Annotated in this window: 17 protein-coding genes; 11 read left to right on the top strand and 6 right to left on the bottom strand. The window is 73.0% G+C overall.

All coding sequences use genetic code 11. The features are described 5' to 3' along the window. Nucleotides 1–92: 92 nt before the first annotated feature. Genes IEJ02_RS36900 through IEJ02_RS36885 form a run of 4 tightly spaced genes read right to left on the bottom strand, consistent with a single transcriptional unit; the run spans nucleotide 93 to nucleotide 6,120 of the window. A complete protein-coding gene (locus tag IEJ02_RS36900; RefSeq protein ID WP_191068771.1) occupies nucleotides 93–2,549 on the bottom strand; it encodes a SpoIIE family protein phosphatase in 2,457 nt (818 codons plus the stop codon). A gap of 37 nt (nucleotides 2,550–2,586) precedes the next feature. Beyond that, the gene (locus tag IEJ02_RS36895) at nucleotides 2,587–3,594 is read right to left on the bottom strand and encodes an ABC transporter permease (protein WP_191068770.1); all 1,008 of its coding nucleotides are present in this window, start codon (nucleotides 3,592–3,594) and stop codon (nucleotides 2,587–2,589) included. Next, nucleotides 3,587–5,110 carry a sugar ABC transporter ATP-binding protein gene (locus tag IEJ02_RS36890; RefSeq protein ID WP_191068769.1) on the bottom strand — a complete coding sequence of 508 codons (1,524 nt, stop codon included), beginning with the start codon at nucleotides 5,108–5,110 and terminating at the stop codon, nucleotides 3,587–3,589. The genes IEJ02_RS36895 and IEJ02_RS36890 overlap by 8 nt, the downstream gene beginning before the upstream one ends. Beyond that, nucleotides 5,107–6,120 carry a sugar ABC transporter substrate-binding protein gene (locus tag IEJ02_RS36885; RefSeq protein WP_191068768.1) on the bottom strand — a complete coding sequence of 338 codons (1,014 nt, stop codon included), beginning with the start codon at nucleotides 6,118–6,120 and terminating at the stop codon, nucleotides 5,107–5,109. The genes IEJ02_RS36890 and IEJ02_RS36885 overlap by 4 nt, the downstream gene beginning before the upstream one ends. A 108-nt stretch (nucleotides 6,121–6,228) precedes the next feature. Between IEJ02_RS36885 and IEJ02_RS36880 the strand changes: the two genes are divergently transcribed. The 5 genes from IEJ02_RS36880 (at nucleotide 6,229) to IEJ02_RS36860 (ending at nucleotide 12,365) form a co-directional block, all read left to right on the top strand. Continuing rightward, a complete protein-coding gene (locus tag IEJ02_RS36880) occupies nucleotides 6,229–6,984 on the top strand; it encodes a FadR/GntR family transcriptional regulator (RefSeq protein WP_137976621.1) in 756 nt (251 codons plus the stop codon). Beyond that, nucleotides 6,981–8,420 (top strand): amino acid permease, encoded by a 1,440-nt coding sequence (locus tag IEJ02_RS36875; RefSeq protein WP_191068767.1) that lies wholly within the window; start codon nucleotides 6,981–6,983, stop codon nucleotides 8,418–8,420. Before IEJ02_RS36880 ends, IEJ02_RS36875 begins: the two co-directional genes overlap by 4 nt. A 118-nt stretch (nucleotides 8,421–8,538) precedes the next feature. After that, entirely contained in the window at nucleotides 8,539–9,573 is a 1,035-nt protein-coding gene (locus IEJ02_RS36870; RefSeq protein WP_191068795.1) for an asparaginase, read from the top strand. Between the two features lie 35 nt (nucleotides 9,574–9,608). Continuing rightward, nucleotides 9,609–11,024, top strand: coding sequence for an aspartate ammonia-lyase (gene aspA / locus IEJ02_RS36865; RefSeq protein WP_191068766.1), 1,416 nt, complete (start codon nucleotides 9,609–9,611; stop codon nucleotides 11,022–11,024). 180 nt (nucleotides 11,025–11,204) lie between these two features. Next, entirely contained in the window at nucleotides 11,205–12,365 is a 1,161-nt protein-coding gene (locus tag IEJ02_RS36860; RefSeq protein ID WP_191068765.1) for an RNA-guided endonuclease InsQ/TnpB family protein, read from the top strand. Nucleotides 12,366–12,630: 265 nt separating this feature from the next. Here the strand turns inward: IEJ02_RS36860 and IEJ02_RS36855 are convergent, their stop codons facing one another. Further along, nucleotides 12,631–15,183, bottom strand: coding sequence for a SpoIIE family protein phosphatase (locus IEJ02_RS36855; RefSeq protein ID WP_191068764.1), 2,553 nt, complete (start codon nucleotides 15,181–15,183; stop codon nucleotides 12,631–12,633). A 183-nt stretch (nucleotides 15,184–15,366) separates the two neighbouring features. Then, a complete protein-coding gene (locus IEJ02_RS36850; RefSeq protein ID WP_191068763.1) occupies nucleotides 15,367–16,167 on the bottom strand; it encodes a GntR family transcriptional regulator in 801 nt (266 codons plus the stop codon). Nucleotides 16,168–16,521: 354 nt separating this feature from the next. On the opposite strand from IEJ02_RS36850, the gene IEJ02_RS36845 reads away from it, so the two are divergent. From IEJ02_RS36845 to IEJ02_RS36820, 6 genes are read left to right on the top strand one after another with little or no spacing between them, the layout of a single operon-like run. Further along, entirely contained in the window at nucleotides 16,522–18,438 is a 1,917-nt protein-coding gene (locus IEJ02_RS36845; protein WP_191068762.1) for an FAD/NAD(P)-binding protein, read from the top strand. Next, a complete protein-coding gene (locus IEJ02_RS36840; RefSeq protein ID WP_191068761.1) occupies nucleotides 18,435–19,622 on the top strand; it encodes a C45 family autoproteolytic acyltransferase/hydrolase in 1,188 nt (395 codons plus the stop codon). The genes IEJ02_RS36845 and IEJ02_RS36840 overlap by 4 nt, the downstream gene beginning before the upstream one ends. Next, the gene (locus tag IEJ02_RS36835) at nucleotides 19,619–21,175 is read left to right on the top strand and encodes an ABC transporter substrate-binding protein (RefSeq protein ID WP_191068760.1); all 1,557 of its coding nucleotides are present in this window, start codon (nucleotides 19,619–19,621) and stop codon (nucleotides 21,173–21,175) included. The genes IEJ02_RS36840 and IEJ02_RS36835 overlap by 4 nt, the downstream gene beginning before the upstream one ends. After that, on the top strand, nucleotides 21,172–22,104 hold the full coding sequence (locus IEJ02_RS36830) for an ABC transporter permease (protein ID WP_162001739.1): 933 nt from the start codon (nucleotides 21,172–21,174) through the stop codon (nucleotides 22,102–22,104). The genes IEJ02_RS36835 and IEJ02_RS36830 overlap by 4 nt, the downstream gene beginning before the upstream one ends. Further along, the gene (locus IEJ02_RS36825) at nucleotides 22,101–22,988 is read left to right on the top strand and encodes an ABC transporter permease (protein WP_191068759.1); all 888 of its coding nucleotides are present in this window, start codon (nucleotides 22,101–22,103) and stop codon (nucleotides 22,986–22,988) included. Before IEJ02_RS36830 ends, IEJ02_RS36825 begins: the two co-directional genes overlap by 4 nt. After that, nucleotides 22,985–24,169, top strand: a complete 1,185-nt coding sequence (locus tag IEJ02_RS36820) for a M24 family metallopeptidase (protein WP_191068758.1) — start codon at nucleotides 22,985–22,987, stop codon at nucleotides 24,167–24,169. The genes IEJ02_RS36825 and IEJ02_RS36820 overlap by 4 nt, the downstream gene beginning before the upstream one ends. The last annotated feature ends 17 nt before the right edge of the window (nucleotides 24,170–24,186 follow it).

Genomic DNA, 24,186 nt, shown 5'->3' with positions numbered 1-24,186 from the left:
CCGCACCTCGGATGCCCCCCTCCTGTTGGCACAGGGCCAGTGTGCGGGAGCCGGCCGATCATGAACAGGGCGGGGGTGCGCCGGAGCGTGCTTCATGCGGGTTCCGGGAGGTCTCGTTCCGGAAGGTCCTGTTCGGCCCAGATGAGCTTGCCGCCCTCGGTGTAGCGGGTGCCCCAGCGGCGGGTCAGCTGGGCGACGAGGAACAGCCCCCGGCCGCCCTCGTCGGTGGTGCGGGCGTGGCGCAGCCGGGGCGAGGTGTTGCTGGTGTCGGTGACCTCGCAGATCAGCACGTCATGCCGGATCAGCCGGAGCCGGATGGGGCCGGTGCCGTGGCGGATGGCGTTGGTGACCAGCTCGCTGACGATCAGTTCCGTGGTGGTCATCAGCTCGTCCAGACCCCACTCGGCGAGCTGGCGCATCGCCAGGGAGCGGGCGCTGGCCACGACGGCCGGATCGGAGGGCAGGTCCCAGGAGACGACGTGGCCGGTGCCCAGACCGTGGGTACGGGCCAGCAGCAGGGCCACATCGTCGGTCTGCGGAGAGGTCAGCAGGGTGTCGACGACCGTGCTGCAGAGCTCCTCCAGCGGCAGCACGGCCTGGCCGAGGGCGTTGCTCAGCCGCCCGAGGCCGACGTCGATGTCCTGGTCGCAGGTCTCGATGAGCCCGTCGGTGTAGAGGGCGATCAGGCTTCCGGCGGGCAGCTCCAGCTCCGCCGACTCGAACGGCAGCGACCCCAGGCCCAGCGGGGGACCGGCGGGCAGCGCGGGGAAGGTGACCTCGCCCGAGGGGTCCACGATCGCGGGGGTCGGGTGGCCCGCCCGCGCCATGGTGCACCGCCGGGTGACCGGGTCGTAGATCGCGTACAGGCACGTGGCGCCCAGCACCGCGGCCGCCACGCCCTCCTGCCCGGACTCCTCCTCGGTGAGCCGGATGACCAGGTCGTCGAGGTGGGCCAGCAGCTCCTCGGGCGGCAGGTCCATGTCGGCGAGCGTGTGCACGGCCGTCCGCAACCGACCCATGGTGGCCGCGGCGTTGATGCCGTGCCCGACCACGTCGCCGACCACCAGCGCCACCCGGGCGCCGGACAGCGGGATCACATCGAACCAGTCGCCGCCGACTCCGTTGCGCGCGTCCGTGGGCAGATAGCGCGAGGCCACCTCGACGGCCTGGCCGCCGCTCAGGGCGTGTGGCAGCAGACTCCGCTGGAGGGCCAGCGCGGTGGCGCGCTCACGGCTGTAACGGCTGGCGTTGTCGATGTTCAGCGCGGCCCGCGCGACCAGTTCCTCGGCGAGCAGCAGATCGTCCTCCTCGAACGGGTCCGGATGCCGGGAGCGGACGAACGAGGCCACGCCCAGGAGGGCGCCGCGGGCGCAGATCGGAACCACGATCAAGGAGCGCATCCCGAATTCGTGCACCTTCCGCGTCCGGGCCGGGTCGTCGCCGCTCCACGCCTGCAAGGAGGCGTCCAGCTCCGAATCCAGCACGGACTCTCCTTCGAGGAAACAACAGGCGAAGGGCGACGCCGGGGAGATGGTGATCGGATCGCCGCGCGCCGCGATGGACTCGGGACAGCCCTCGTGGATGGACGCCTGGCCGGCGCGCCGGAAGGCCGGGATGGTCCGGGTCGGCCGTGCCGAGGGCTCCTCGCCGCGCAGGACGGACTCCAGCAGATCCACGGTGACGAAGTCGGCGAGCCTGGGCACCGCGAAGTCGGCCACCTCCTGCGCGGTGCGCATGACGTCCAGCGTGCTGCCGATCTGCTCGCTGGCCTCGTTGAGCAGCGCCAGCCGCTCCCGGGCCCGCCAGCGGTCGGTGACGTCGATGCCCATGTAGCACACGGCCACCGGATTGCCCTCGGCGTTGTCCAGGCGGAAGAAGGAGGTCGAGTACGCGTGCTCGCGGTGGGGCGCGGCCATCGTCCAGCCCCGGTACTCGTAGTCGATCACCGGCTTGCCGGTCTTCAGCACCTGCCGCATCTGCGCCTCGAGCGCCTCGGTGTCCAGCCCCGGCAGGCACTCCGCCATCCGGCGGCCGATCCGCTGCTCACGGGGCAGCCCGCCGTAGCGCTCCAGCGTGTCGTTGAGCCACACATACCGCAGGTCCGGGCTGAGCACGGCGATCCCGACCGGCGACCGGGTGAGGAACGCCTGGAGCAGCGAGCCGCTGAGCGCCCAGGTCGGGATGGAGCCCACGTCGATCGCGGAGACCAGCCAGGAGACATCGCCGTCCGGGTCGCGCATGGCGGAGATCCGCAGCCCCACCTCGATCCGGCGGCCGTCCCGGTGCCGGAGCCGGCCCAGACCGCCCCAGCCGTCGTGCTCCAGGCACCAGGAGCCGATCGCCTCGGCCTTCGCGGCGTCCTCCGGCGCCGCCAGCAGCATCCTGGCCGACTGCTTCATCGCATCCGCCGCCGGATAGCCGAGAAGTCGCTCCGCCGTCGGGGTCCAGCCGATGATGGTCCCCGTGGCGTCGATCAGCGCCGAGGCCGCATCCGCCATGTCGAAGGGGACATGCGTCTCGGTCGGCGCGATTCCCTGGGGGATGGCCATCGCACCCGTCCCATCTGCGGATACATTTCCCTTAATACTATGACTCCTGCGCCTCCCCGGTGGTGAGCCGTGCGACGACGAGCGCGACGAGGATGATCCCGCCGTAGATCGCCTGGATCCAGAAGGACGAGACCTGGGCCAGGGTCAGCAGGTTCTCCAGCATCCCCAGCAGCAGGGTGCCCAGCAGCGCCCCCAGCAGGGAGCCCCGGCCGCCCCGGAGGCTGATCCCGCCGATCACCGCGGCCGCGAAGACGGTGAAGATCAGGCCGCTGCCCTGATTGGCGCCCAGCGCCCCGACCCGCCCGGCCAGCACCAGCCCTGCCACCCCCGACAGCGCCCCGCCGATCACCAGGACGGCCCACCCCACCCGCCCGGTCCGGATGCCCGCCGCCCGGGCGGCGGGGGTGCTGCCGCCGATCGCGTACACCGCGCGGCCGTGCCGGTGGTAGCGCAGCACGAACCCGGCGAGCGCGAAGCACAGCGCCGTCAGCCACACCGAGATCGGCACCCCCAGCCAGTCCCGCGAGCCCAGGGCGAAGAACGCGTCCGGCGCGCTGAACAGCGTCCTGCCCGAGACCAGGCCGATCAGCACACCCCGCAGCACGATGTTCATCGCCAGGGTCACGATGAATCCGTTCAGCCCCAGCCCCACGATCAGCGCCCCGTTGACGGCGCCCACGCCCGCGCCCACCAGCGGGATCAGCAGCAGCCCCGCCCAGGTGGGCCACCGGGTGCCGAAGCCCGCGTCGGCGGCCGGGATGACGACCAGGAAGCCGAGCGCGGGGGCCAGGCCCGCGATGGACTCCAGGGAGAGGTCCATCCTGCCGCTGATCAGGATCATCGCCTCGGCGAGCACGAGCAGCCCGAGCGCGGAGGACGCCCCCAGGATGTTGACCAGGTTGTCCCGGGTGAGGAAGCCGGGGTTGCCGAGGGCGCCGATGACCAGCAGCAGGACCACCGCGGGCAGCAGCGCCAGATCGCGGATGCCCAGCGGGACGAGGCGGCGGACGCGGCCCGGCGCGTGGGGCGTGCGAAGGTCAGCCATGGCCGAGGGGAACCCCCTCGATCGCGGCGATCAGCTCCCGCTCCGCCCAGCCCGCCTGGTACGCGGCGGTCAGGAAGCCGCCCGCCATCACCAGCACCCGGTCGCAGGCCCGCAGATCCTCCGGCTGGTCGGAGACCAGCAGCACCGCACGCCCCTCGGCCCGTGCCCGCAGCGCGACCTCCAGCAGAGCGCGCCGGGACCGCACGTCCACCCCGGCCGTCGGGTCGATCAGCACCAGCACCCGCGGATCCGTGGCCAGCGCCCGGGCCATCGCCACCTTCTGCTGGTTGCCGCCGGACAGCGCGGTCACCGGCTGCGCCGGGCCCTCGGTGGTGATCTCCAGCTCGTCGATGGCGCGGCGGGCGAGGGCGTCGCGGGCCGAGGGCCGGATCAGCCCGCAGGGCCCGAGCCGCCCGCTGATGGGCAGTGTGATGTTCTCGGCCACCGACAGCTGGGGGACCAGCCCCTCGGTGTGCCGGTCGCGGGGCAGACAGCCCACCCCGGCGGCCAGCGCCGCCGGCACGCTGCCGGTCCGCAGTGGCCGGCCGAGGATCTCGATCCGCCCGCCGGTGGGCCGGTGCAGACCGGCCAGGGCCGCGCCGAGCTGATGGCTGCCGGAACCGGCCAGCCCGGCGAGGCCCACCACCTCCCCGGCCGCGAGGGTGAGGCTGACGTCGTGGAAGAACGGCCCGCTGAGCCGGTCGACCCGCACCGCCACCGGCCCCTCGCCGCCCGGCCGCGGCGGGGCGGCGGGGGCCGGGGCGCGGTACGGCTCGGCGGGCTCGCCCGTCATCGCCCCGATCAGCGCCCGGGTGGGGAGTTCGCCGACCGGTGCGGTGACGATCCGGCGGGCGTCCCGCAGGACGGTGACGGTCCGGCAGACCTCGTAGATCTCGCCCAGCCGGTGCGAGATGTAGAGGAAGGTGACCCCGGCGTCCTGGAGCCGCCGCATATGGCCGAACAGCCGCGCGGCGGCCCGGCCGTCGAGTTGGGCCGTGGGCTCGTCGAGGATGACGAAGCGGGTGCCTCGGGACAGCGCGCGGGCGATCTCCACCATCTTGGCCTCCTCGACGCTCAGGACCCGCGCCACGGCGTTCTCGGGCACCGGCACGCCCCAGGTGTCCAGCAGGGCGCGGGCCTCCCGGCGCAGCCGCCGCCAACTGACCGGCAGCCCCCGGGAGGTGACCGGGCGGCGGCCGAGGAACAGGTTCTCCGCGACCGTCAGTTCGCCGATGACCATCGAGCGTTGGTGGACACAGGCCACCCGGCGGTCCCACGCCGCCCGGTCGGCGGGGGCGGGGGCGGGCTCGCCGTCGTAGGCCACGGTCCCCGCGTCCGGCCGCTCGAGGCCGGTGAGGATCGCGACCAGCGTGGACTTGCCCGCGCCGTTGCGGCCGACGAGGCCGTGCGAGGCGCCCGCCCGTACGGCGATCCCCGCGTCCCGCAGGGCCACCGTGGGCCCGTACCGCTTGGTGATCCCGCGCGCCTCGGCCAGCGGGGGCGGCTCCCCGGTCATACCCGGTTGCCCCACAGGGAGCGGTCGTCGACATTGGCCCGGGTCACCAGCGGGGCGGGCAGCTGGTCCTCCAGATTGCCGCCGCGCAGCCGGACGATGGTGCTGCCGTGGCCGGTCGGCCCCGCCTTGAAGGGCTTCCCGGCCATGGCCTGCTTGATGTAGCGCATGGCGTAGACGGCGTAGAGGTCCGCGGGCTGGGAGACGGTGGCGTCGATCAGGCCCTTACGGATCGCGTCCAGCTCCTGCGGGATCCCGTCGTTGGAGACGATGGCGATGTGGCCGCGGTGCCCCACCGGGACCAGGGCGCGGTGGCGCTGGAGAGTGCGCAGGGTGGGCGCCAGATAGACGCCGCCGGCCTGGAGGTAGATGCCCTTGATGCCGGGGTGGGCGCTGTAGAGGGCCTCCAGGCCGGCCGCCGCCTTCTCCGCCTGCCAGCCGGCCGGGATGTCCAGGATCTTGATGTCCGGGTAGTGCCGCGCCATGCAGTCGTTGAAGGCGGCCGTGCGGTCCCGGCCGTTGACCGAGGCCAGATCGCCCTCGATCTGCACCACCGTGCCCCGCCGCACGGCGCGGCCGAGGCTGTGGCACGCCTTGGCGCCGAACGCGCGGTTGTCGGCCCGGACCACGATGGCCACCCTGCCCCGGTCGGGGGCCACATCGACGGCGACGACCGGCACATGGGCGCGCCGGGCGGCGCTCAGCCCGGGGCCGATGGCGGCGGAGTCGATCGGGGAGACGACTAGGCCCTTGATGTCCTGGGCCAGCAGATTGTCGATATCGGTGATCTGCTTGCCCGGGTCGTTGTCGGAGTTGACCGTCGGCAGCACCCGTACGCCCGCCTTCCTGCTCTGCCCCGGGATGTCGTCGTTGTACGCCTCCCAGAAGGGCGAGGTGAGCAGCGGCAGCACCACGCCGACCTTGCCCGAGCCCGCACCCCCGCCGCAGCCCGCGGCGGCCGGGCCGCACAGCAGGAGCAGGGCCACGGTGGCGGTGGCGAGGCGGTGGGGCATGGGGTCTCCGGCGTTCGTGACGAATACTCCATATCACCACAGAACGGGCAGTGGGGAGGGGAAAGCCGACCCTTGACAACCCTCCGGTGTACGCCTGAGGATCGCCGCGTGAACTTGTCAGACAGCCAGACAGGTGGCTCCGAATTCGCCTCTCCCCGTCGCGTCAGCGCGATGGAGGCGGTTCTCACCCACCTCCGGGAAGCGATCGAGCGCGGCGATTACGCGGTGGGGGACAAACTCCCCTCCGAGGCCGAGCTCTGCCGTCGCCTGGAGGTGAGCCGGCCGGTGCTCCGCGAGGCCCTCAGGGCCCTGCAGACCATGGGGCTGACCGCCTCGCGCACCGGCAAGGGCACCTTCGTCATCTCCAGCGGCCCGGTGGCCGACCCCACCTTCGGCGACTACGCCGCGAGCGACCTGCTGGAGGTGCGCCGGCACATCGAGATCCCGGTGGCGGGCTACGCGGCGCTGCGCCGCTCCGCCGAGGACCTCGACCACCTGTCCCATCTGCTGGAGCGGATGGAGCGGGAGACCGACACCACCGCATGGGTGGCGATGGACACGCTGTTCCACCTCGCCGTCGCCCAGGCGGCCCGGAACCCGGTCTTCCGGCGGGTCATCGAGGAGATCCGCGATGCCCTGGCCCGGCAGTCGGCATTTCTCAACGAACTCGGCGGCCGCCGCGAGCAGTCGAACCGGGAGCACCGGGCGATCGTCGAGGCGCTCGCCGACGGGTCCGAACACGACGCGGTGGAGGCCATGTCCCACCACCTCGAACGTGTGGAGACCACCCTGACCTCCATCGTGCGGCCCGCTGCGGCGGACAGCCGGACGACAGCACCGACGGAAGGCGGACAGCAGGCGTGAGCGAGCAGTCCCTCCGGCAAGAAGACCGCCAACAGCACCAGGCCGGGAGCCCCGCGCATGTGGACGCGGGCGACGCCGGTTACAGCAAGTCCCTCAAGGCCCGGCACGTCAACATGATCGCCATCGGCGGGGCGATCGGCACCGGCCTCTTCCTCGGCGCCGGAGGGCGGCTCAAGGACGCCGGGCCGTCCCTGGCCCTGGCGTACGCGGTCTGCGGCGTCTTCGCCTTCCTGGTCGTGCGCGCCCTGGGCGAGCTGGTGCTGCACCGGCCCTCCTCCGGCGCGTTCGTCTCCTACGCCCGTGAGTTCCTCGGCGAGAAGGGCGCCTTCGTCGCGGGCTGGATGTACTTCCTGAACTGGGCCACCACCGGGGTCGCCGACATCACGGCCGTGGCGACGTACACCCACTACTGGGGGATGTTCACCGAGATCCCGCAGTGGGTGATCGCCCTGATCGCGCTCGCCGTGGTGCTCACGGTCAACCTGATCTCGGTGAAGATCTTCGGTGAGCTGGAGTTCTGGTTCGCGATCATCAAGGTCGGCGCGCTCGTCGTCTTCATGGCGATCGGCATCTTCCTGCTGGTCACCCGCGAGCAGGTGGCCGGTGGCAGCACCGGGCCCAGCCTGATCACCGAGCACGGCGGCGTCTTCCCGCACGGTGTGCTGCCGATGCTGCTGGTCATCCAGGGCGTCGTCTTCGCCTACGCCTCCGTGGAGCTGGTCGGCGTGGCCGCGGGCGAGACCGAGAACCCCGAGAAGATCATGCCCAAGGCGATCAACTCCATCATGTGGCGCGTGGGCCTGTTCTACGTCGGCTCGGTGGTGCTGCTCTCGATGCTGCTGCCCTCCGGCTCCTACTCGGGCGACCAGAGCCCGTTCGTCACCGTGCTGTCCAAGATCGGCGTCCCGGCGGCCGGCGGGGTGATGAACCTGGTCGTGCTCACCGCCGCGATGTCCAGCCTCAACTCCGGGCTGTACTCCACCGGCCGGATCCTGCGCTCGATGGCGATGTCCGGCTCCGCGCCCAGGTTCACCGGCGCCATGAGCCGCACCCATGTGCCCTACGGAGGCATCCTGCTCACCTCCTTCTTCTGTGTGCTGGGCGTGGGCCTGAACTACGTGGTGCCGAGCAAGGCGTTCGAGATCGTGCTCAACTTCGCCGCCATCGGCATCCTCTCGACCTGGGCGATGATCATGCTCTGTCACCTGCTGTTCTGGCGGCGCGCCCGGGCCGGCCAGGTCAGCCGCCCCGGCTACCGGCTCCCCGGCTCCCCGTACACCGAGATCGTCACCCTGGGCTTCCTCGCCTCCGTCCTCGTCCTGATGTGGGCGGACGGCGGCCCCAGCCGACTGACCGTCATGGCGCTTCCGGCGATCCTGGCGGCGCTGGTCATCGGCTGGTACGCGGCCCGCAGCCGGATGAAGGACCCCTCGTGAACCCTTACTGAGGAATCGTTTCTCCGCGGCGGCCGCACCACCCCCGGACGCCCTCTCCCTCCACCACCACCCGGAGGAATCCCACCCCGTGAACACCCCCGACCACGAGAGCACCACCATGAACACCCCCCTCGGACGGACCGACGACGCGACCCGCCGCACCCCGGCCGAGCCCCCCGCCATCCGTGCACCCCGCCACGTACCGCTCGCCCATGTGGTGCGCGGCGGGGCCATCGAGGGCGTCCACCACGGCTCGGTCGTCGTCCTGGCCGCCGACGGCCGGGTCGCCTTCCAGGCCGGCGACATCGACGTGGCCTTCTACCCGCGCTCCGCGCTCAAGCCCGTCCAGGCCGTCGCCCTGCTGCGGGCCGGACTGCCGCTGGACGGGCAGCTGCTGTCGCTCACCGCCGCCAGCCACTCCGGCCAGCCGCGCCATCTGGACGGCGCCCGCCGCATCCTCGACCGAGCCGGGCTCACCGAGGCCGACCTCCGCAACACCCCGGACCTGCCGTACGGCCCCGCCGAGCGCGACGCCTGGCTGCGCGACGGCGGCGAGCCCACCCGGCTCGCCCAGAACTGCTCCGGCAAGCACGCCGCGATGCTGCTCACCGCCCAGCTGCGCGGCTGGCCGCTGGAGGACTACCTCGACCCGGCCCATCCGCTGCAGCGGCTGATCGCCGAGACCGTGGAGGACCTCACCGGGCAGGGCATCGCCCGGGTCTCGGTCGACGGCTGCGGCGCGCCGCTGTTCTCCGTCTCCCTGCGCGGACTCGCGACGGCCGCCGCCCGGATCGCCTCCGGCGCCATGGACACCCCCGAGGGGCGGGTGGCGGCCGCCCTGCGCGCCCACCCCGACATGGCGTCCGGCACCGACCGGGACGTGGCCCGGCTGATGCGCGCCGTACCGGGCCTGATCGCCAAGGACGGCTTCGAGGGCGTGCAGATCGCGGCGCTGCCCGACGGCCGGGCCGTCGCCGTGAAGATCGCCGACGGTGCGGACCGCGCCCGGATGCCGGTGACCGCCGCGGCCCTCACCCACTGCGGGATCGACCCCGGGGTGCTCGCCGAGTTCGCCACCACGCCGGTGTACGGCGGCGGGGCCGCCGTCGGCGGAGTGCACCCCACCGACGTCCTGGCCCCGCCCACCGCCTGACCACCCTCACGAGGAACCGAGGAAGACCGCACACCATGAGCGCCACCGGCCACCGCCGCGAACACGACCTGCTCGGCGACCGCGACGTCCCCGCCGACGCCTACTGGGGCATCCACACCCTGCGCGCCGGCGAGAACTTCCCCATCACCGGCACCTCCATCTCCGCCTATCCGCACCTGATCAGCGCCCTGGCCGCCGTCAAGGAGGCCGCCGCCCGCGCCAACGAGGACCTCGGGCTGCTCACCTCGCAGAAGGCCGACGCCATCGCGGCCGCCTGCCAGGAGATACGCCGGGGCGCCCTGCACGACCAGTTCATCGTCGATGTGATCCAGGGCGGCGCCGGGACCTCGACCAACATGAACGCCAACGAGGTGATCGCCAACCGGGCGCTGGAGCTCCTCGGCCACGAGAAGGGCGACTACGCCCACCTCCACCCCAACGAGGACGTCAACCTCAGCCAGTCCACCAACGACGTCTACCCGACCGCCGTCAACGTCTCCACGATCATCGCCGTCCGTGAGCTCCACGCGGCCATGGACACACTGCGCCGGGCGTTCGCCGCCAAGGCCGAGGAGTTCCGCGACGTCCTGAAGATGGGGCGCACCCAGCTCCAGGACGCGGTGCCCATGACGCTGGGCCAGGAGTTCTCGGCGTACGCCGTGATGCTGGAGGAGGACCAGAGCCGGCTGCTGGAGGCCGCCACCCTGGTGCACGAGATCAACCTCGGCGCGACCGCCATCGGCACCGGCCTCAACGCCCCCAAGGGCTACGCCGAGGCCGCCCGCCGCCACCTCGAGGCCATCACCGGACTGCCGCTGGTCACCGCCGCCAACCTGGTGGAGGCCACGCAGGACTGCGGCGCCTTCGTCCATCTGTCGGGCGTCCTCAAGCGCATCGCCGTCAAGCTCTCCAAGAGCTGCAACGACCTGCGGCTGCTCTCCTCGGGCCCGCGGGCCGGGCTCAACGAGATCAACCTGCCCCCGGTGCAGGCCGGATCCAGCATCATGCCCGGCAAGGTCAACCCGGTGATCCCCGAGGTGGTCAACCAGGTCGCCTTCGAGGTGATCGGCAACGACGTCGCCATCACGATGGCCGCCGAGGCCGGACAGCTCCAGCTGAACGCCTTCGAGCCGATCATCCTGCACTCCCTCTCGGAGAGCGTCACCCATCTGCGCGCCGCCTGCCTGGTGCTGGCCGAGCGGTGCGTCGCGGGCATCACCGCCAACACCGAGCGGCTGCGCACCTCCGTGGAGAACTCCATCGGCCTGGTCACCGCGCTCAATCCGTACATCGGCTACGGCGCGGCCACCAGCATCGCCAAGGAGGCCCTCGCCACCGGCCGCGGCGTGGCCGAACTCGTCCTGGAGAAGGGCCTGCTGCCCGCCGACCGCCTGGCCGAGGTGCTCCGGCCGGAGCAGGTCGCGGGGCAGTCCTCAGGGCTCCGTTCGTAGTTGGGCGATGGCCGGGGCCGAGCTGTGGGGGAGCAGTGCGGTGGGGTGGTCTGGGCCGGCCACGGCGACGCGGCCGCGCGGAGCCGGTGAGGGCGAATGTGTGTGCGATGAGGTCGCACGCGCGGGTGAACTGACGTTCGGAGCCGATGCTTGTACTCCTGGGCACGTAGAGTCGCGGTCATGAAGCAGGTAGTCCAAGTGAAACTCCTGCCGACGCCCGAGCAGGCGTCGGCTCTGGAGATGACCCTGGCCGCCTGCAACGAGGCGGCCACCTGGGTCAGTTCACTCGCCTACGAACATGGCGTCACCCGGAACTTCGGCTTGCGTAAACTCGCCTATCCGCAGATCCGCGCCCGGTGGGGGCTCGGTGCGCAGGCCGCCCAGCATGTCATCAAGAGGACATGCGATGCGTACGCCACTTTGAAGGCGAACCTGAAGGCCGGGAACCTCGGCAAGCCGGGCTCGAAACGCTACCGCAAGGCCGCCGGGAAGCCGATCACCTTTTGTCCCGAGGGCGCCCAGCCGTACGACGACCGGTGTCTGAGCTGGCAGTACGACACGCAGACCGTGTCGATCTGGACTACCGCAGGCAGATTGAAGAATGTGCGGTTCGCCTGCTCGGCGGACGCGCTGAAGACGCTCCAGCAGTACCGCAAGGGCGAGTCCGACCTGATCGAACGGGACGGCGTGTTCTACCTGATCGCCACCTGCGAGATCCCGGAGTCCGCCCCCTATGAGCCCGACTCGTTCATCGGCGTGGACCTCGGCATTGCCAATATCGCCACCACGTCCACCGGCTACCAGGCCGCCGGGCGCGGCCTGAACCGGTACCGCAAGCGGCAGCTTGCCCTGCGCGCCAAGCTCCAGAAGAAGCACACCAAGAGCGCCAAGCGCCGGTTGAAGGAGCGCTCCCGCCGCGAGGCGCGACACGCCAAGAACACCAACCACATCATCGCCAAGACGATCGTGACCGAGGCTGAACGCACCTCGGCCGGGATCTCCCTGGAAGAACTCAAGGGAATCCGGCAGAGGGTACGGCTCCGCAAGCCCCAACGGGTCACGCTCCACTCCTGGGCCTTCGCCCAGCTCGGAGACTTCATCGTCTACAAGGCCAAGCGGGCCGGTGTGCCCCTGGTCTTCGTTGATCCCGCATACACGTCGCAGACATGCGCCGAATGCGGCCACGTCGACAAGCGAAACCGCATCGACCAGGGGCTTTTCATCTGCCGGGGGTGCGGGGTCGTTGCCCACGCCGACCGGAATGCTTCCCACAACATCGCCCAACGCGGCGAGAGCGTGTGGAATGCGGGGCGTGAGTCACGCGTCCCTGCCATCCCATAAGGGGTGTCTGGACGGAGGAGGCCACGTCACAGCCAGTGGCGCCCTACCTCCAAGCCCGGTCCTTTAGGGCCGGGTCAAGTTGACCGAAGGGTAGTTGACCCTCTGCTGAGCGGGGCTTCGTGGCTCCGCGATTGTAGTGAAGACCGTCGGCGGGAGCTGCGGTCGTGAAGCCGTGCGCGGTCACCGGCCATGGGGCCCTTATGGGGCGGACACGGCCAGCTCGGCCCAGATGGTCTTGCCCGTGGCGGACTGCCGGGTGCCCCAGCTATCGGTCAGCTGGGCCACCAGCAGCAGTCCGCGGCCGCCCTCGTCGAAGGCGNGTGGCGGACTGCCGGGTGCCCCAGCTATCGGTCAGCTGGGCCACCAGCAGCAGTCCGCGGCCGCCCTCGTCGAAGGCGCGGGCCCGGCGCAGATGCGGTGCGGTGGCGCTGCCGTCGGAGACCTCGCAGATCAGGGCCCGGTCATGGATCAGCCGCAGCCTGATGGGCGGGGCGGCGTGCCGGATGGCGTTGGTGACCAGCTCGCCGACCACGACCTCCATGGTGAAGGCGGCCGCCTCGAACCCCCACGCGGCCAGCCGCTCGGCGGCCTCCCGGCGGGCCCGGGCCACCACGGCCGGGTCGTCCGGCAGCTCCCAGGTGGCCACGCTGTCCGCGCCCAGCCCCCGGGTGCGGGCCAGGAGCAGGGCGATGTCGTCGGTGGGGTGGCCCGGCAGCAGCTTGGCCACTACGGCCTGGCAGCGGGCGTCCAGCGAGGCGGCGGGCTGGGCGAGGGTGAAGCGCAGGGTGTCGATCGCCTTGTCGACGTCCCTTTCGCGGGACTCGATCAGACCGTCGGTGTAGAGGGCCAGCAGACTGCCCTCGGGCAGTTCGAGCTCGACCGTCTCGAACGGCAGGCTCCCCAGCCCCAGCGGCGGCCCGCTGGGCAGGTCGAGAAGGGTGGCGGTGCCGTCGGGCGTCACCAGCACGGGCGGCGGATGCCCGGCCCGGGCCAGCGAGCAGCGGCGGGAGACCGGGTCGTAGACCGCGTACAGACAGGTGGCGCCGACCTCCGCGTCGGTCACCTCCCCGGCCTCCGCCGCGTTCACGGCCTCCGCCGTGCCCGCCGTGCCCGCCGCGCCCGCCGAGTCCGCCGCGCCCGCCGCCTCCGCCGCGCCCGGGCCGTCGGCGCCGCTCTCCGTCTCGTCCGACAGATGGTTGACCAGATCGTCCAGATGGGTGAGCAGCTCATCGGGGGCGAGATCGACGTCGGCGAGGGTGCGCACCGCCGTCCGCAGCCGCCCCATGGCCGCCGACGCCCGCACGCCGTGGCCCACCACATCGCCGACCACCAGGGCGACCCGCGATCCCGACAGCCGGATGACGTCGAACCAGTCGCCGCCCACCCCGGACCGGGAGTTGGCCGGCCGATAGCTGGAGGCGACCTCCACCGCGGCGCTCGGGGGCAGGGTGCGCGGCAGCAGACTGCGCTGGAGGGCCAGCGCGGTGTGCCGCTCGTGGGTGTACCGCCGGGCGTTGTCGACGCAGACGGCGGCCCTGGCCGTCATCTCCTCGGCGAGCAGCAGATCGTCCTGCTCGAACGGCTCGGGGCGGCGGTGCCGGGAGAAGGTGGCCACGCCGAGGGTGGTGCCGCGGGCCCGCATCGGAACGGCCATCGTCGTATGGAGCCCGAACCGGCGGATCATGGCGGCCCGGTCCGGGGCCTCGTCGGCCCACCGGGCGATGGCGGGGTCGGTGACCCGGTTCAGCATCCCCCGCTCGGCCTTCAGACACTCGGCCGCGGGGGAGAACTCGGGGTAGGCGGCCACCTGCCCCGGCTCCAGCACGGCCTCCGGGCAGCCCGCGAAGACCGACCGGCAGGCGACCCGGCGCAACAGCACATGGCTGCCCGGCGGGCCGGGGCGCGGTTCGCCGCCGTCGTGCACCGCGGGCAGCAGATCGACCGTCACGAAGTCGGCCAGCGCCGGGATGGCCACATCGGCCAGCTCCTGCGCGGTCCGGTCGATGTCCAGGGTGCCGCCGATCCGCACGCTGGCCTCGTTGAGCAGCGTCAGCCGCTCCCGGGCGGTCAGCTGGGCGGTCGTGTCGTGAGCGGACAGCATCACGGCCGCCGCCCGCCCGTCGTCGTCCAGCAGCGGGGCGACGACGGCGGACCAGGCGAGGGGGCGGGGGTGGCCGGGCACGGGCGTGGCCAGCTCCAGCCGCTGCCCCTCGCCCGTCTCCAGCGCCCGCCGCATCGTCCGCTCGGCCGTCTCGGATTCGGGCCCGGGCAGGATCTCCGGAATCCGCAGCCCCCGCATCTCCTCCTGCTCCAGGCCCATCACCCGCTCCAGGTCGTGGTTGGCCCAGCGCAGCCGCAGCCCGGTGTCGTAGACCGCCGTCGTGCAGGGGCCCTCGAGGAAGGAGCGCCGCATCAGCGCCTCGTCCCGGGCGGCGTCCCCGGCGCGCGGCACGGCGGAGACGATCAGCCACTCGGGGGCCCCGGCGGACGAGGTGCGGCGGTGCGCCAGCAGCCCCAGCTCCACGGCGGAGCCATCGCGGCGCAGCAGGGTGAGCCGCCCGTTCAGCCGGGCGGGCGGGGAGGGGGAGCGCAGCGCGGCCGGCACCTCGGCGCGGGCGGGTGAGGAGTCGTGGAGCAGTTCGGCCACGGGTCTGCCCACGATCTCGGCGGGGCGGTAGCCGAGCAGCCCGCGGGCCGCCTCGTTCCACTGGGTGACGATGCCGTGCTCGTCGACCGTGGCCTTGGCGGTGGCACCCTCGCCGAGGAGATCGCCCGACCGGACGGACCGCTCGTCCCGCGGCGTGTCCGGTCGCGTCATGCTGTCATCTCACCCTTGCCCCGTGGTCTTCCGCCGTGGGCTGGGTGCCGGCCCCACCGTGGGCGAGGCGCCGGCTCCGCCGTGGCGGCGGAGAGTGAACCAATGGTCGCGCCTTCAAGTATGCCTACGGTGAGAGGGGCCGGCACACGGTGCGGCCCGCGGATCACGGCCGGGGGCCGCCGGTCAGGAGTCGACCGGAAACTCGTACACCAGCTGATACCGCCCGGCCGGGACGACGATGTCCGCCGTCTCCACGGCCTGATCGCCGCTGTAGTACGTGCGCTCCAGCGCCTCGACCACCGAACCCGCCGCGATCTCCAGCAGCGACGCCTCCTCCGCCGACGCGGTGCGCGCCACGACGGCCTCCACCGCCCGGTCCACCGGCACTCCGATGTGCGCCATCCGCGCCACCACCCCGCGCCCCGCCAGCGGGCCCGCCTCCGGCAGCGCGACCGGTGTGCCGCCCGTCAGCTCCAGCGGCTCCCAGCTCGTGGAGATCATGGCCCGCTCGCCCGCGGTCTCCTCACCCGCCGTGCCCGCCCCGCTCCCGTCACCGCTCCAGAACACATACGCGCTGCGCACCACCTGGGCTCCGGACGCCAGCCCCAGCCGTTCGGCGATCCCCGGCGGCGCGGTCAGCGTGGTGGAACTCCCCTCCCGCCGACCGCCGCCGTGACCCGGCAGATCCAGTACGTACGGAGTGCCGCTGAGCCGTCCGTCGTGCCATGAGCGCAGCATCCGGCGCAGCGCCCGGGGCTCGCGCACGTACACCCCGCTGCCCGCCCGGCCGTGCACCAGACCCTCGGCCATCAGCACCCGCACCGCGGAGTTCGCCACGTTCGGGCCGACGCCGTAGGTCCGGGCCAGCTGGGCGCGGGAGGGCAGCTGGGCGCCGGCCGGGAGCCGGCCGTCCTCGATCCGGCGGCGGAGGTCCCGGGCCAGGCGCAGATAGGCGGGTGGCTCGGGTGGTTCGGATGCGGTCATGGTCGTGTCGTCTGCTTCTTCTCGTGTGCGTCCGTTGGTCGCGGGGCTCCGTTGGCCGCGGGGCTCCGGGGGCTCCGGCGGGTGACTGTGACGGATACCACAGCTCCCCGCCTGATGCACCAGATGCCCACCGGGCCGGACCGCGGCGGGGCCGACCGGCAGGGGCAACACCCTATTCCCCGTCGCCCGGGAAATCTGATGCAACAGATCCGCCCCCGGCCCCGCTCGCTTTTCCGCGCGAACTCAAAGCCACTCTTTGAGATTCCCCAAAGAGCCGTTTGACGTGCGAGGACGCTGCCCGCAAGATTTCGTTCCGCCGCTTTTCCCGCACCGTCCCAGAAATGTGACATCTCTATGAACGATTCCGCTGTGCCCACGCCGGGGCCCGACCGCCACCTGGTCGACGCGGTGGTCGTGGGCGCCGGTCCGCGCGGGGTGTCGGTGCTGGAACGGCTGGTGGCGAGGGTGGTCCCGGGCGACCGTCCGCTCCGTACGGTGCTGGTCGACCCGTACCCGCCGGGCGCCGGACGGGTGTGGCGGCGTGATCAGCCGCCGCAGCTGCTGATGAACACGATGGTGGCCGACAACACCGTCTTCCCCGATGGATCGGTGCGCCTGGACGCCCCCGTGGACACCGGCCCCACGTTCTCGGAATGGCTGCGGGGTATCGCCGGGAAGGGCCATCCCGAGCCCACCGCCGCGGAATTCGCCGCCCGCGCCGACGACCGCCACTACGCCCCGCGCCGGGTCTACGGGGCCTATCTCGCCGACGCGCTGGACCGGATACGGGCGGCAGCGGGGGACCGTATCCGGATAGCGGTCCGCACGGCGGCCGTGGTGCGGGTGACACCCCTGGCGGCCCCGGCGGGCTCCTCCGGCACACCGGCGGGATACGAGGTCGTCCTGGACGACGGGGACCGGCTGGCGGCCCGGGCCGTCGTCCTGGCCACCGGCCATCTCGACGCGCCCGCCGCCCCGCCGCGGCGCGAGCCGCTCCACCTCCCCGGCGGCCACCCCACCGACTACGCCCTCGACGACATCGCCCCGCGCGACCGGGTGCTGCTGCGGGGCGGCGGGCTCAACGCCTTCGACGTGCTCGCCCTGCTCACCCTCGGCCGGGGCGGCCGCTTCGGCGAACACGGCTACACCCCCAGCGGCCGGGAACCGCGCATCTGGATCACCAGCCGGCGCGGCGTTCCGTTCCACGCCCGGGTGGACGCCCCCGGGGTCACGGCGCCCGTCGCCTTCCTCACCCCCGAGCGGGTCAGCGCGCTCGCCGCCCGCGACCGGCTCGACTTCCGCGCCGAGGTGCTGCCCTTGCTGCTCGCCGACCTCGAACTCGCCTGGTACGACCGGGTGCTGAAGCTCCACCCGGACCACCTGCCCGACCCCGGCGCGCTGCGCCGCGCCCTCGCCGAGCCGCCCGGCCCCGACCGCGACACCGCGCTGCGCGCCGCCGCGCCAGCCGCCCTCCGGCTGGACCTGGATGCCGTCGCCGAACCGCTGCGCGGGCGGAGCTTCGCCCACTCCGCGGAGCTGCAGGCCTGGTGGGCCGGGTACCTCGACGCCGATGTGGCCGCGGCCACCGACCCCCGGGTGCCCCCGCCCGCCGCGCTCGCCGTCGCCGTACGCCAGGCCCGCCCCGCGCTGCGCACGCTCATCACCGCGGGCAACCTCAGCGGCGAGTCCTACCGGCGGGATGTCCTCGGCTGGCTCAACGGCTTCGCCAACTTCGTCTCCGGTGGCCCGCCCGCGCTGCGGATCCGCCAGTTGCGGGCGCTGCTGGACGCCGGCGTGGTGCGCCTGCTGGGGCCGGTCCGCCCGGGGACGCGAGGGGAGTCAGCCGTCGTGGCGGGGCTGTCGGTACGGCCCGACGCGGTGATCGACGCCTGGCTGCCGGGAACGGACGTCACCACCGAAGGCCCAGGCGTCATCCGCCGGCTCCTCGCCGACGGCCTGGCCCGCCCCCACCGGCTGGCCTCGGACGCGACGGACGCCCGACCGCTGCCCACCGGCGCGCTCGACGTCCGCCCCGCCGACGGCCGGGTCCGCCGCCCCGACGGCACGGCGCACCAGGCGCTCTTCGCCGTGGGCGTCCCCCTGGAAGGGGTCCGCTGGACCACCGCCATCGGGGCCCGGCCCGGTACGAACGCGGACTTCTTCCACGAGACCGACCGCGTCGCCACCGAACTCCTGCGCGCGCTCGGCCCGCCGGAGCGCCGCCACGCCGCCGCCCCCCGCCGCCCCCTGACCGAGGAGAGTCAGCCGTGACCGTCGCAGCACCCGTCCGCGCCGCCCACCCCAGCCGCTGGCGGGAGTGGGGCCTGGCCCTCGGGTCGGCCGGGGAGTCGGCCGACCCCGCCTATCTCGACCTCTGCGGCGACCCCGCAGAACAGGGCCGGCAGCACGGCCGCGCCGCCCGCGCGGCGATCGCCGCCAACATCGCCGCCGTACGCCGCGACATCGGCGAACTGTGCGCCGACGAGGAGTCGGTGGGCCGCTACCGCCAGTGCCTCGCCGAAAACGCCGACTTCGTGCGCCGCCACGACCCCGAGCAGTGGGCCGAGCTGTGCGCCATCGCCGAGGGCGCGGACGCGCCCCTGGACGACATCCTCGCCCTCAACCTGCCCGCCCATATGGTGCTGCGCTGGGTCCCGCAGGAGTGCAGCCAGCTGCTGGCCGCCGGGGACCGCGCCGCCGCCGGGCACACCCTGCTCGCCAAGACCCGGGACATGGCGGGCCACTTCGCCCGGCACGTCGTGCTGCGCCGCCGCTACCCCGACGGGCGGCGGATGACCGAGGTCACCGTCGCGGGCAGCGTGCTGTGGCCGGGCAGCGGTATCAACGACTCCGGGGTGGCGATGTCCACCTCCGGCGTCTGGAGCGAGCGCACCGGAGTGGACTGGCGGGCCTCCGGCACCGGATGGATCCTCATCAACTCGCACGATCTGCTGCGCCGCGCCCGCACCGCGGCGGAGTTCGCCGACCTGTTGCGCGGGCAGCCCCGGCTGAGCGGGCTGAACATCGCGCTCGCCGACCCGGGGGACCGGCTCGCCGTGGAGGCCACCGCCTCCGAGGTGACCGTCCGCGACCGGGCCGACCACCATGTGCTCACCAACCACTACGAGTGCCCGGCCACCGCACCCCTCGCGCCCGGCCCGGACGAGAACGCCTCCTCGTACCACCGCGCCGCCACCGCGGGCCGCGCCCTGGGCACCTCCCACGGGCTCACCCCGGGGGCGCTCGCCGAACTGCTCGCCGACCACACCGGCTATCCGCAGGACTCGCTCTGCCGCCACCAGGTCGAGGGGGCCGGCTCCGAGACGACCTACGCCTCCATCGCCGTGCTCCCCGAGGGCGCCTTCTACGTGACCCTCGGCAACCCCTGCGCCTCCGACCGGACGGTGTTCGGCGCGGCACGGGCCGAAGCGGAAACAGCGGGAGCGGCCGGATGAACGGCACACCACCGCTGACCCGGCGCGGTCTGCTCGGCCTCGGCGCCGGGCTCGCCCTGACCCCGGCACTGGCCGGCTGCCTGCCCGGAGACACCCCTCGGGACCGGGCGGACGCCTCGCGTGTGGTGATCGGGCTGTCCGCGGCCGTCACCACCCTCGACCCGATGAACACCACCTCGGTCGGCACCGATCTGTCCGTGCTGTCCTCGGTCCACTCCTCGCTGGTCACCCGCGAGCCGGATCTGACCATCGGCCCGGACGCCGCCACCTCCTGGCGGCGCGTGGCGCCCACCCGCTGGCGGTTCCACCTCCACCCCCGGGCCGCGTTCGCCGACGGCACTCCGCTGGACGCCGATGTCGTGGTCTGGAACGTCCGCCGGCTGCTCAACGCGGACAACGCGCTGCGCATGACCCCCAACTTCCCCAGCCTCGTCCGCGCGGAGAAGGTGGACCGGCGCACCGTCGACCTCATCACCTCCCGCCCCGACGCCGATCTGCTCGGCGCGCTGTCCTTCCTGTATCTGCTGGAGCCCCGCTGGGCCAGGCGCCACAAGCCCGCCACCCAGGCGATGGGATCCGGCCCGTACGCGATCACCAGCTACAGCCCGGGCGGCACCATCGAGCTGCGCGCCCGCGACGACTACTGGGGCCCCGCGCCCGCCATCCGCCGGGTCACCTTCCGGATCACCCCCTCCGAGGCCGCCCGCGTCTCCGGGCTGCTCTCCGGGGAACTCGACGCCGTCGCCGGGCTCGACCCGCAGGACCTGAACCGGCTGCGCGCCGACCGGGGCCTGAAGATCCAGCGGCTGGACACCACCCGGATGGCCTTCATCAAGCTCAACACCCTCAAGGGCCCGATGCGCGACGTACGGGTGCGGCGCGCGGTCAACTACGCGGTCGACAAGCGGGCCATCACCTCCAGCCTGCTGAAGAACACCGTCGACCCCAGCCCAGGCCAGCTGATGACCCCGTCCTACTCCGGCTACACCGAGGGCCTCACCGGCTACCCCCACGACCCGGACCGGGCCAGGGCGCTGCTGCGCGAGGCGGGTTACGGCACGGGCCGCCCGCTGCGGCTGGAGCTGACCGTGCCCAGCGGTCAGTACGTGGCGGGCGAGCTGGTCGTGCAGGCCGTGGCGCAGCAGCTGCGCGAGATCGGCGTGAGCGTGAAGATCAACAGCCTGCCGTTCGCTGTCTACATGCAGAAGTACCTGCAGCAGAAGGCGATGCCCGACATGCAGTACATCACCCAGGCATGGCCCACCCTCGCCGCCGGCGGGCTCTACGGGCTCTTCGTCTCCGACAGCCCCTACGCGTACTGGCACGACGAGGAGTTCACCGGCGCCGTCACCCGGGCGCGCGGCACCGACGACCGCGCCGAGCGCGACACGCTGTACGGCCGCGCGGCGCGGCGCGCCCGCGACCAGGCCCCGGTGCTCTTCCTCTTCCCCCAGCCCGGCCTCTACGCCACCGCCGAGGGCCTGAACTGGCGGGCCAGACCCGACGACTGGGTCCGCCCCGCCGAGATGTCCTGGAAGGGGGCCACGCGATGATCCGCTTCCTGATCCGCCGCCTCGCGCTGACCGTGCTGGCCGTCTGGGGCGCCCTCTCGGCCGTCTTCTGCCTGCTGCACTTCTCCGGCAACCCCGCCGTGCTGATGGCCCCGATCGGCTCCCCGCCCGAGAAGGTCGCCCAGCTCAGCCACGCCCTCGGCTACGACCGTCCGCTGGCCGAGCAGTACGCGTCGTTCTTCGGCGACGCCCTGCGCGGCCACTTCCCCGACTCGCTCACCTTCCAGCAGCCCGCCATGGACGTGGTGCTGCAACGGCTCGGCGCCACCGTGCTGCTGGCCGCCGTCGCCCTCGCCGGGGCCGCCGTCGCGGCGCTCCTGGTCGGGCTGTGGACCGGGTCGCGCGAGGGCGGCGGGGCCCGCCGCGAATGGCCCATGTGGCTGGTGTTCCTCACCCAGTCGGTGCCCGGCTTCTACATCGGTGTCCTGCTGGTGTGGGTCTTCGGTGTCGAGCTGGCCTGGCTGCCCACCTCCGGCGCCACCACCGCCACCTCCATCGTGCTGCCCGCGGTCACCCTCGCCTGCGGGGTGCTGCCGCCGCTGGCCCGGGTGTTCCGCAACAACCTCCGCGGTGAGCTGGCCCGCCCGTACTCCCGCACCGGGACGGCGCTCGGCATGAGCCGCGCCCGGGTGGTGCGGCACGCCGCGTACGGATCGATGCTGCCCACCGTCACCGTCCTCGGGCTGGAGGCGGGCGCGCTGCTCGGCGGCACCGTGATCGTGGAGTCGGTGTTCTCCTGGCCCGGCGTCGGCCAGCTCGCCATCACCGCCCTGCAGAACCAGGACTATCCGCTGGTCCTCGCCGACCTGACCTTCCTGATCATCGCCTTCGTCATGGTCAACCTGGTCGTGGACCTGCTCTACGGCGTGCTTGACCCGCGCGTCCGGCACCAGGCAGGAGAGAGCCGATGAGCCCCATGGACCAGCGAGGCCGGCGCTTCCGGCCGGGCGCGGCCGGCGTCATCGGCGCCGTGCTGCTGGCCCTCGTGGTGCTGATGGCGCTGCTCGCGCCCGTGCTCGCCCCGCACGATCCGCTCGCCCAGGACCTCGCCCACACCGACGCCGCGCCCGGCGTCCACGGCCATCCGCTCGGCACCGACCAGCTCGGCCGGGACCTGCTCAGCCGGCTGCTGTACGGCGCCCGCACCCCGCTGCTGGTGGGGGCCCTCGCCGTGGTCTGCGGCGGCCTCGTGGGGACGCTGCTCGGGCTGCTGTCCGGGTTCGCCCGCGGCTGGCTCGACCAGGTGCTCTCCCGGCTCGCCGATGTGCAACTGGCCCTGCCGTCCGTCCTGCTGGCGCTGCTGGTGCTGACCTTCGGCGGCCAGTCCACCGCCGTCCTGGTGCTGGTGATCGCGCTGACCGGCTGGCCCGCGTACTTCCGCCTCGTCCGCTCCCGGGTGCTCGCCCTGCGCACCATGGCCTATGTCGAGGCGTCGCTGACCCAGGGCGTCGCCACCTGGCGGGTGCTGAGCTACGACCTGCTGCCCGGGGTGCGCGGTCTCGTCGCCGTCACCGCCACCCTCGATCTGTCCCGCGCCGTGCTGATGGAGGCCGGGCTCACCTATCTGGGCCTCGGTGCCCAGGCGCCCGCCCCCGACTGGGGGCTGATGGTGGCCGAGGGGCAGGGACAGCTGCTCGGCGCCTGGTGGATCGCCGTTCTGCCGGGCCTCGGGCTGGTGGCGCTGGTGATCGGCGCCAATCTGCTGGGGGAGCGGCTCGCCGAGCGCGGCGGGGGACGCCGCGCGGCCCGCAGCACCGTGAAGAAGACCGTGACCGCGAGGAGCACCACCGCATGATCCCCGACACCGAGACCGTCCGCGCCCGCTGGGCCCGCGTCCAGACCCATCTGCGGGCCGACGGCGTGGACGCCATGGTCGTCGTCAAGCCGCAGAACACCTTCTACCTCTCCGGCTACACACCGATGATCTACTCCCATCCGGTGCTGGTGGTGCTGCCCGCCGAGGGCGAGCCGGTGTTCATCCTGCACGCGCTGCGCGCCCACAGCTCCCGTACGGTCTCCCGGATCTCCGACATCCGCCCCTACGGGCGCTGGGCCAAGGAGATCGGCCCCGACCACTGGTGGCAGGTGCTCGCCGAGGTGATGGCCGAACGCGGGCTGGGCGACGCCAGGATCGGCATCGAGGGCGAGTTCCTGCCCGTCAACTACCAGCGCAGGCTGGAACTCACCCTGCCCGAGGCGGTGTTCACCGACACCGGCCAGGCCCTGATGCGCGCCCGCTACGTCAAGGACGCCGCCGAGCTCGAATCGCTCCGCGTCGCCTGCGAGATCGCGGACGCGGGCATGGACGCGGCGCTGGAGGCGGTCGCCGCGCGGCGCAGCGAGGTCGAGGTCTCCTCGGTCGCCATGCGCACCATGCAGGAGGTGTGGTCCAGCCTCCACCCCGACCGGCTCGCCATGGACTTCGGCAACCTCGAGGGCGGCGTCTTCAACGCCCTGTGGGCCTACTCCCTGGTCGGCGACCGGGTGCCGATGAACTCCGCGCCGCCCACCTCCCGCCGCCCGGTCGACGGCGAGATCCAGTGGACCGTCATCTGGACCGCCATCGACGGCATGCACGCCGAGAACGAGCGCAGCGTCGCCGTCGGCCCGCTGCCCGCCGAGCGGCAGCGCGCCTTCGAGGCGCTGCTGGCCATCCGCGCGGAGGTCCAGCCCGTCCTGCGGCCCGGACTGACCTGCGCCGAGGTCTACGAGGCGGCCCGGGAGAGCTACTTCCGGCACGGCTACGGCGACTACCTCCCCGGCCGCATCGGCCACGGCCTGGGCCTCGGCCCGCATGAGCAGCCGAGCCTCGGCCCCAACGACGACCTGGTGCTGGAGCCCGGGATGACGCTCACCTTCGAGCCCAACCTGCGCATCCCCAGCTTCGGCGGGCTCCAGCACTCCGACAGCCTGGTGATCACCGAAGACGGCCATGAGCTGCTGACCCACACCCGACGCGACCTGATCCAGGTCTGAGCGGTCTGAGAGGACGG

It is taken from the genome of Streptomyces sp. 5-10 (assembly GCF_014712245.1).
Lineage (GTDB): Bacteria > Actinomycetota > Actinomycetes > Streptomycetales > Streptomycetaceae > Streptomyces > Streptomyces violaceusniger.
This window is presented reverse-complemented; position numbering and strand designations above follow the sequence as displayed.

What these genes read in the sequence shown, in the direction of transcription:
- IEJ02_RS36900 (WP_191068771.1), bottom strand. Translation starts at nt 2,549, where the DNA reads ATGGCCATCCCCCAGGGAATCGCGCCGACCGAGACGCATGTCCCCTTC.
- IEJ02_RS36895 (WP_191068770.1), bottom strand. Translation starts at nt 3,594, where the DNA reads ATGGCTGACCTTCGCACGCCCCACGCGCCGGGCCGCGTCCGCCGCCTC.
- IEJ02_RS36890 (WP_191068769.1), bottom strand. Translation starts at nt 5,110, where the DNA reads ATGACCGGGGAGCCGCCCCCGCTGGCCGAGGCGCGCGGGATCACCAAG.
- IEJ02_RS36885 (WP_191068768.1), bottom strand. Translation starts at nt 6,120, where the DNA reads ATGCCCCACCGCCTCGCCACCGCCACCGTGGCCCTGCTCCTGCTGTGC.
- IEJ02_RS36870 (WP_191068795.1), top strand. Translation starts at nt 8,539, where the DNA reads ATGAACACCCCCCTCGGACGGACCGACGACGCGACCCGCCGCACCCCG.
- aspA (WP_191068766.1), top strand. Translation starts at nt 9,609, where the DNA reads ATGAGCGCCACCGGCCACCGCCGCGAACACGACCTGCTCGGCGACCGC.
- IEJ02_RS36860 (WP_191068765.1), top strand. Translation starts at nt 11,205, where the DNA reads ATGAAGCAGGTAGTCCAAGTGAAACTCCTGCCGACGCCCGAGCAGGCG.
- IEJ02_RS36850 (WP_191068763.1), bottom strand. Translation starts at nt 16,167, where the DNA reads ATGACCGCATCCGAACCACCCGAGCCACCCGCCTATCTGCGCCTGGCC.
- IEJ02_RS36845 (WP_191068762.1), top strand. Translation starts at nt 16,522, where the DNA reads ATGAACGATTCCGCTGTGCCCACGCCGGGGCCCGACCGCCACCTGGTC.
- IEJ02_RS36835 (WP_191068760.1), top strand. Translation starts at nt 19,619, where the DNA reads ATGAACGGCACACCACCGCTGACCCGGCGCGGTCTGCTCGGCCTCGGC.
- IEJ02_RS36830 (WP_162001739.1), top strand. Translation starts at nt 21,172, where the DNA reads ATGATCCGCTTCCTGATCCGCCGCCTCGCGCTGACCGTGCTGGCCGTC.
- IEJ02_RS36825 (WP_191068759.1), top strand. Translation starts at nt 22,101, where the DNA reads ATGAGCCCCATGGACCAGCGAGGCCGGCGCTTCCGGCCGGGCGCGGCC.
- IEJ02_RS36820 (WP_191068758.1), top strand. Translation starts at nt 22,985, where the DNA reads ATGATCCCCGACACCGAGACCGTCCGCGCCCGCTGGGCCCGCGTCCAG.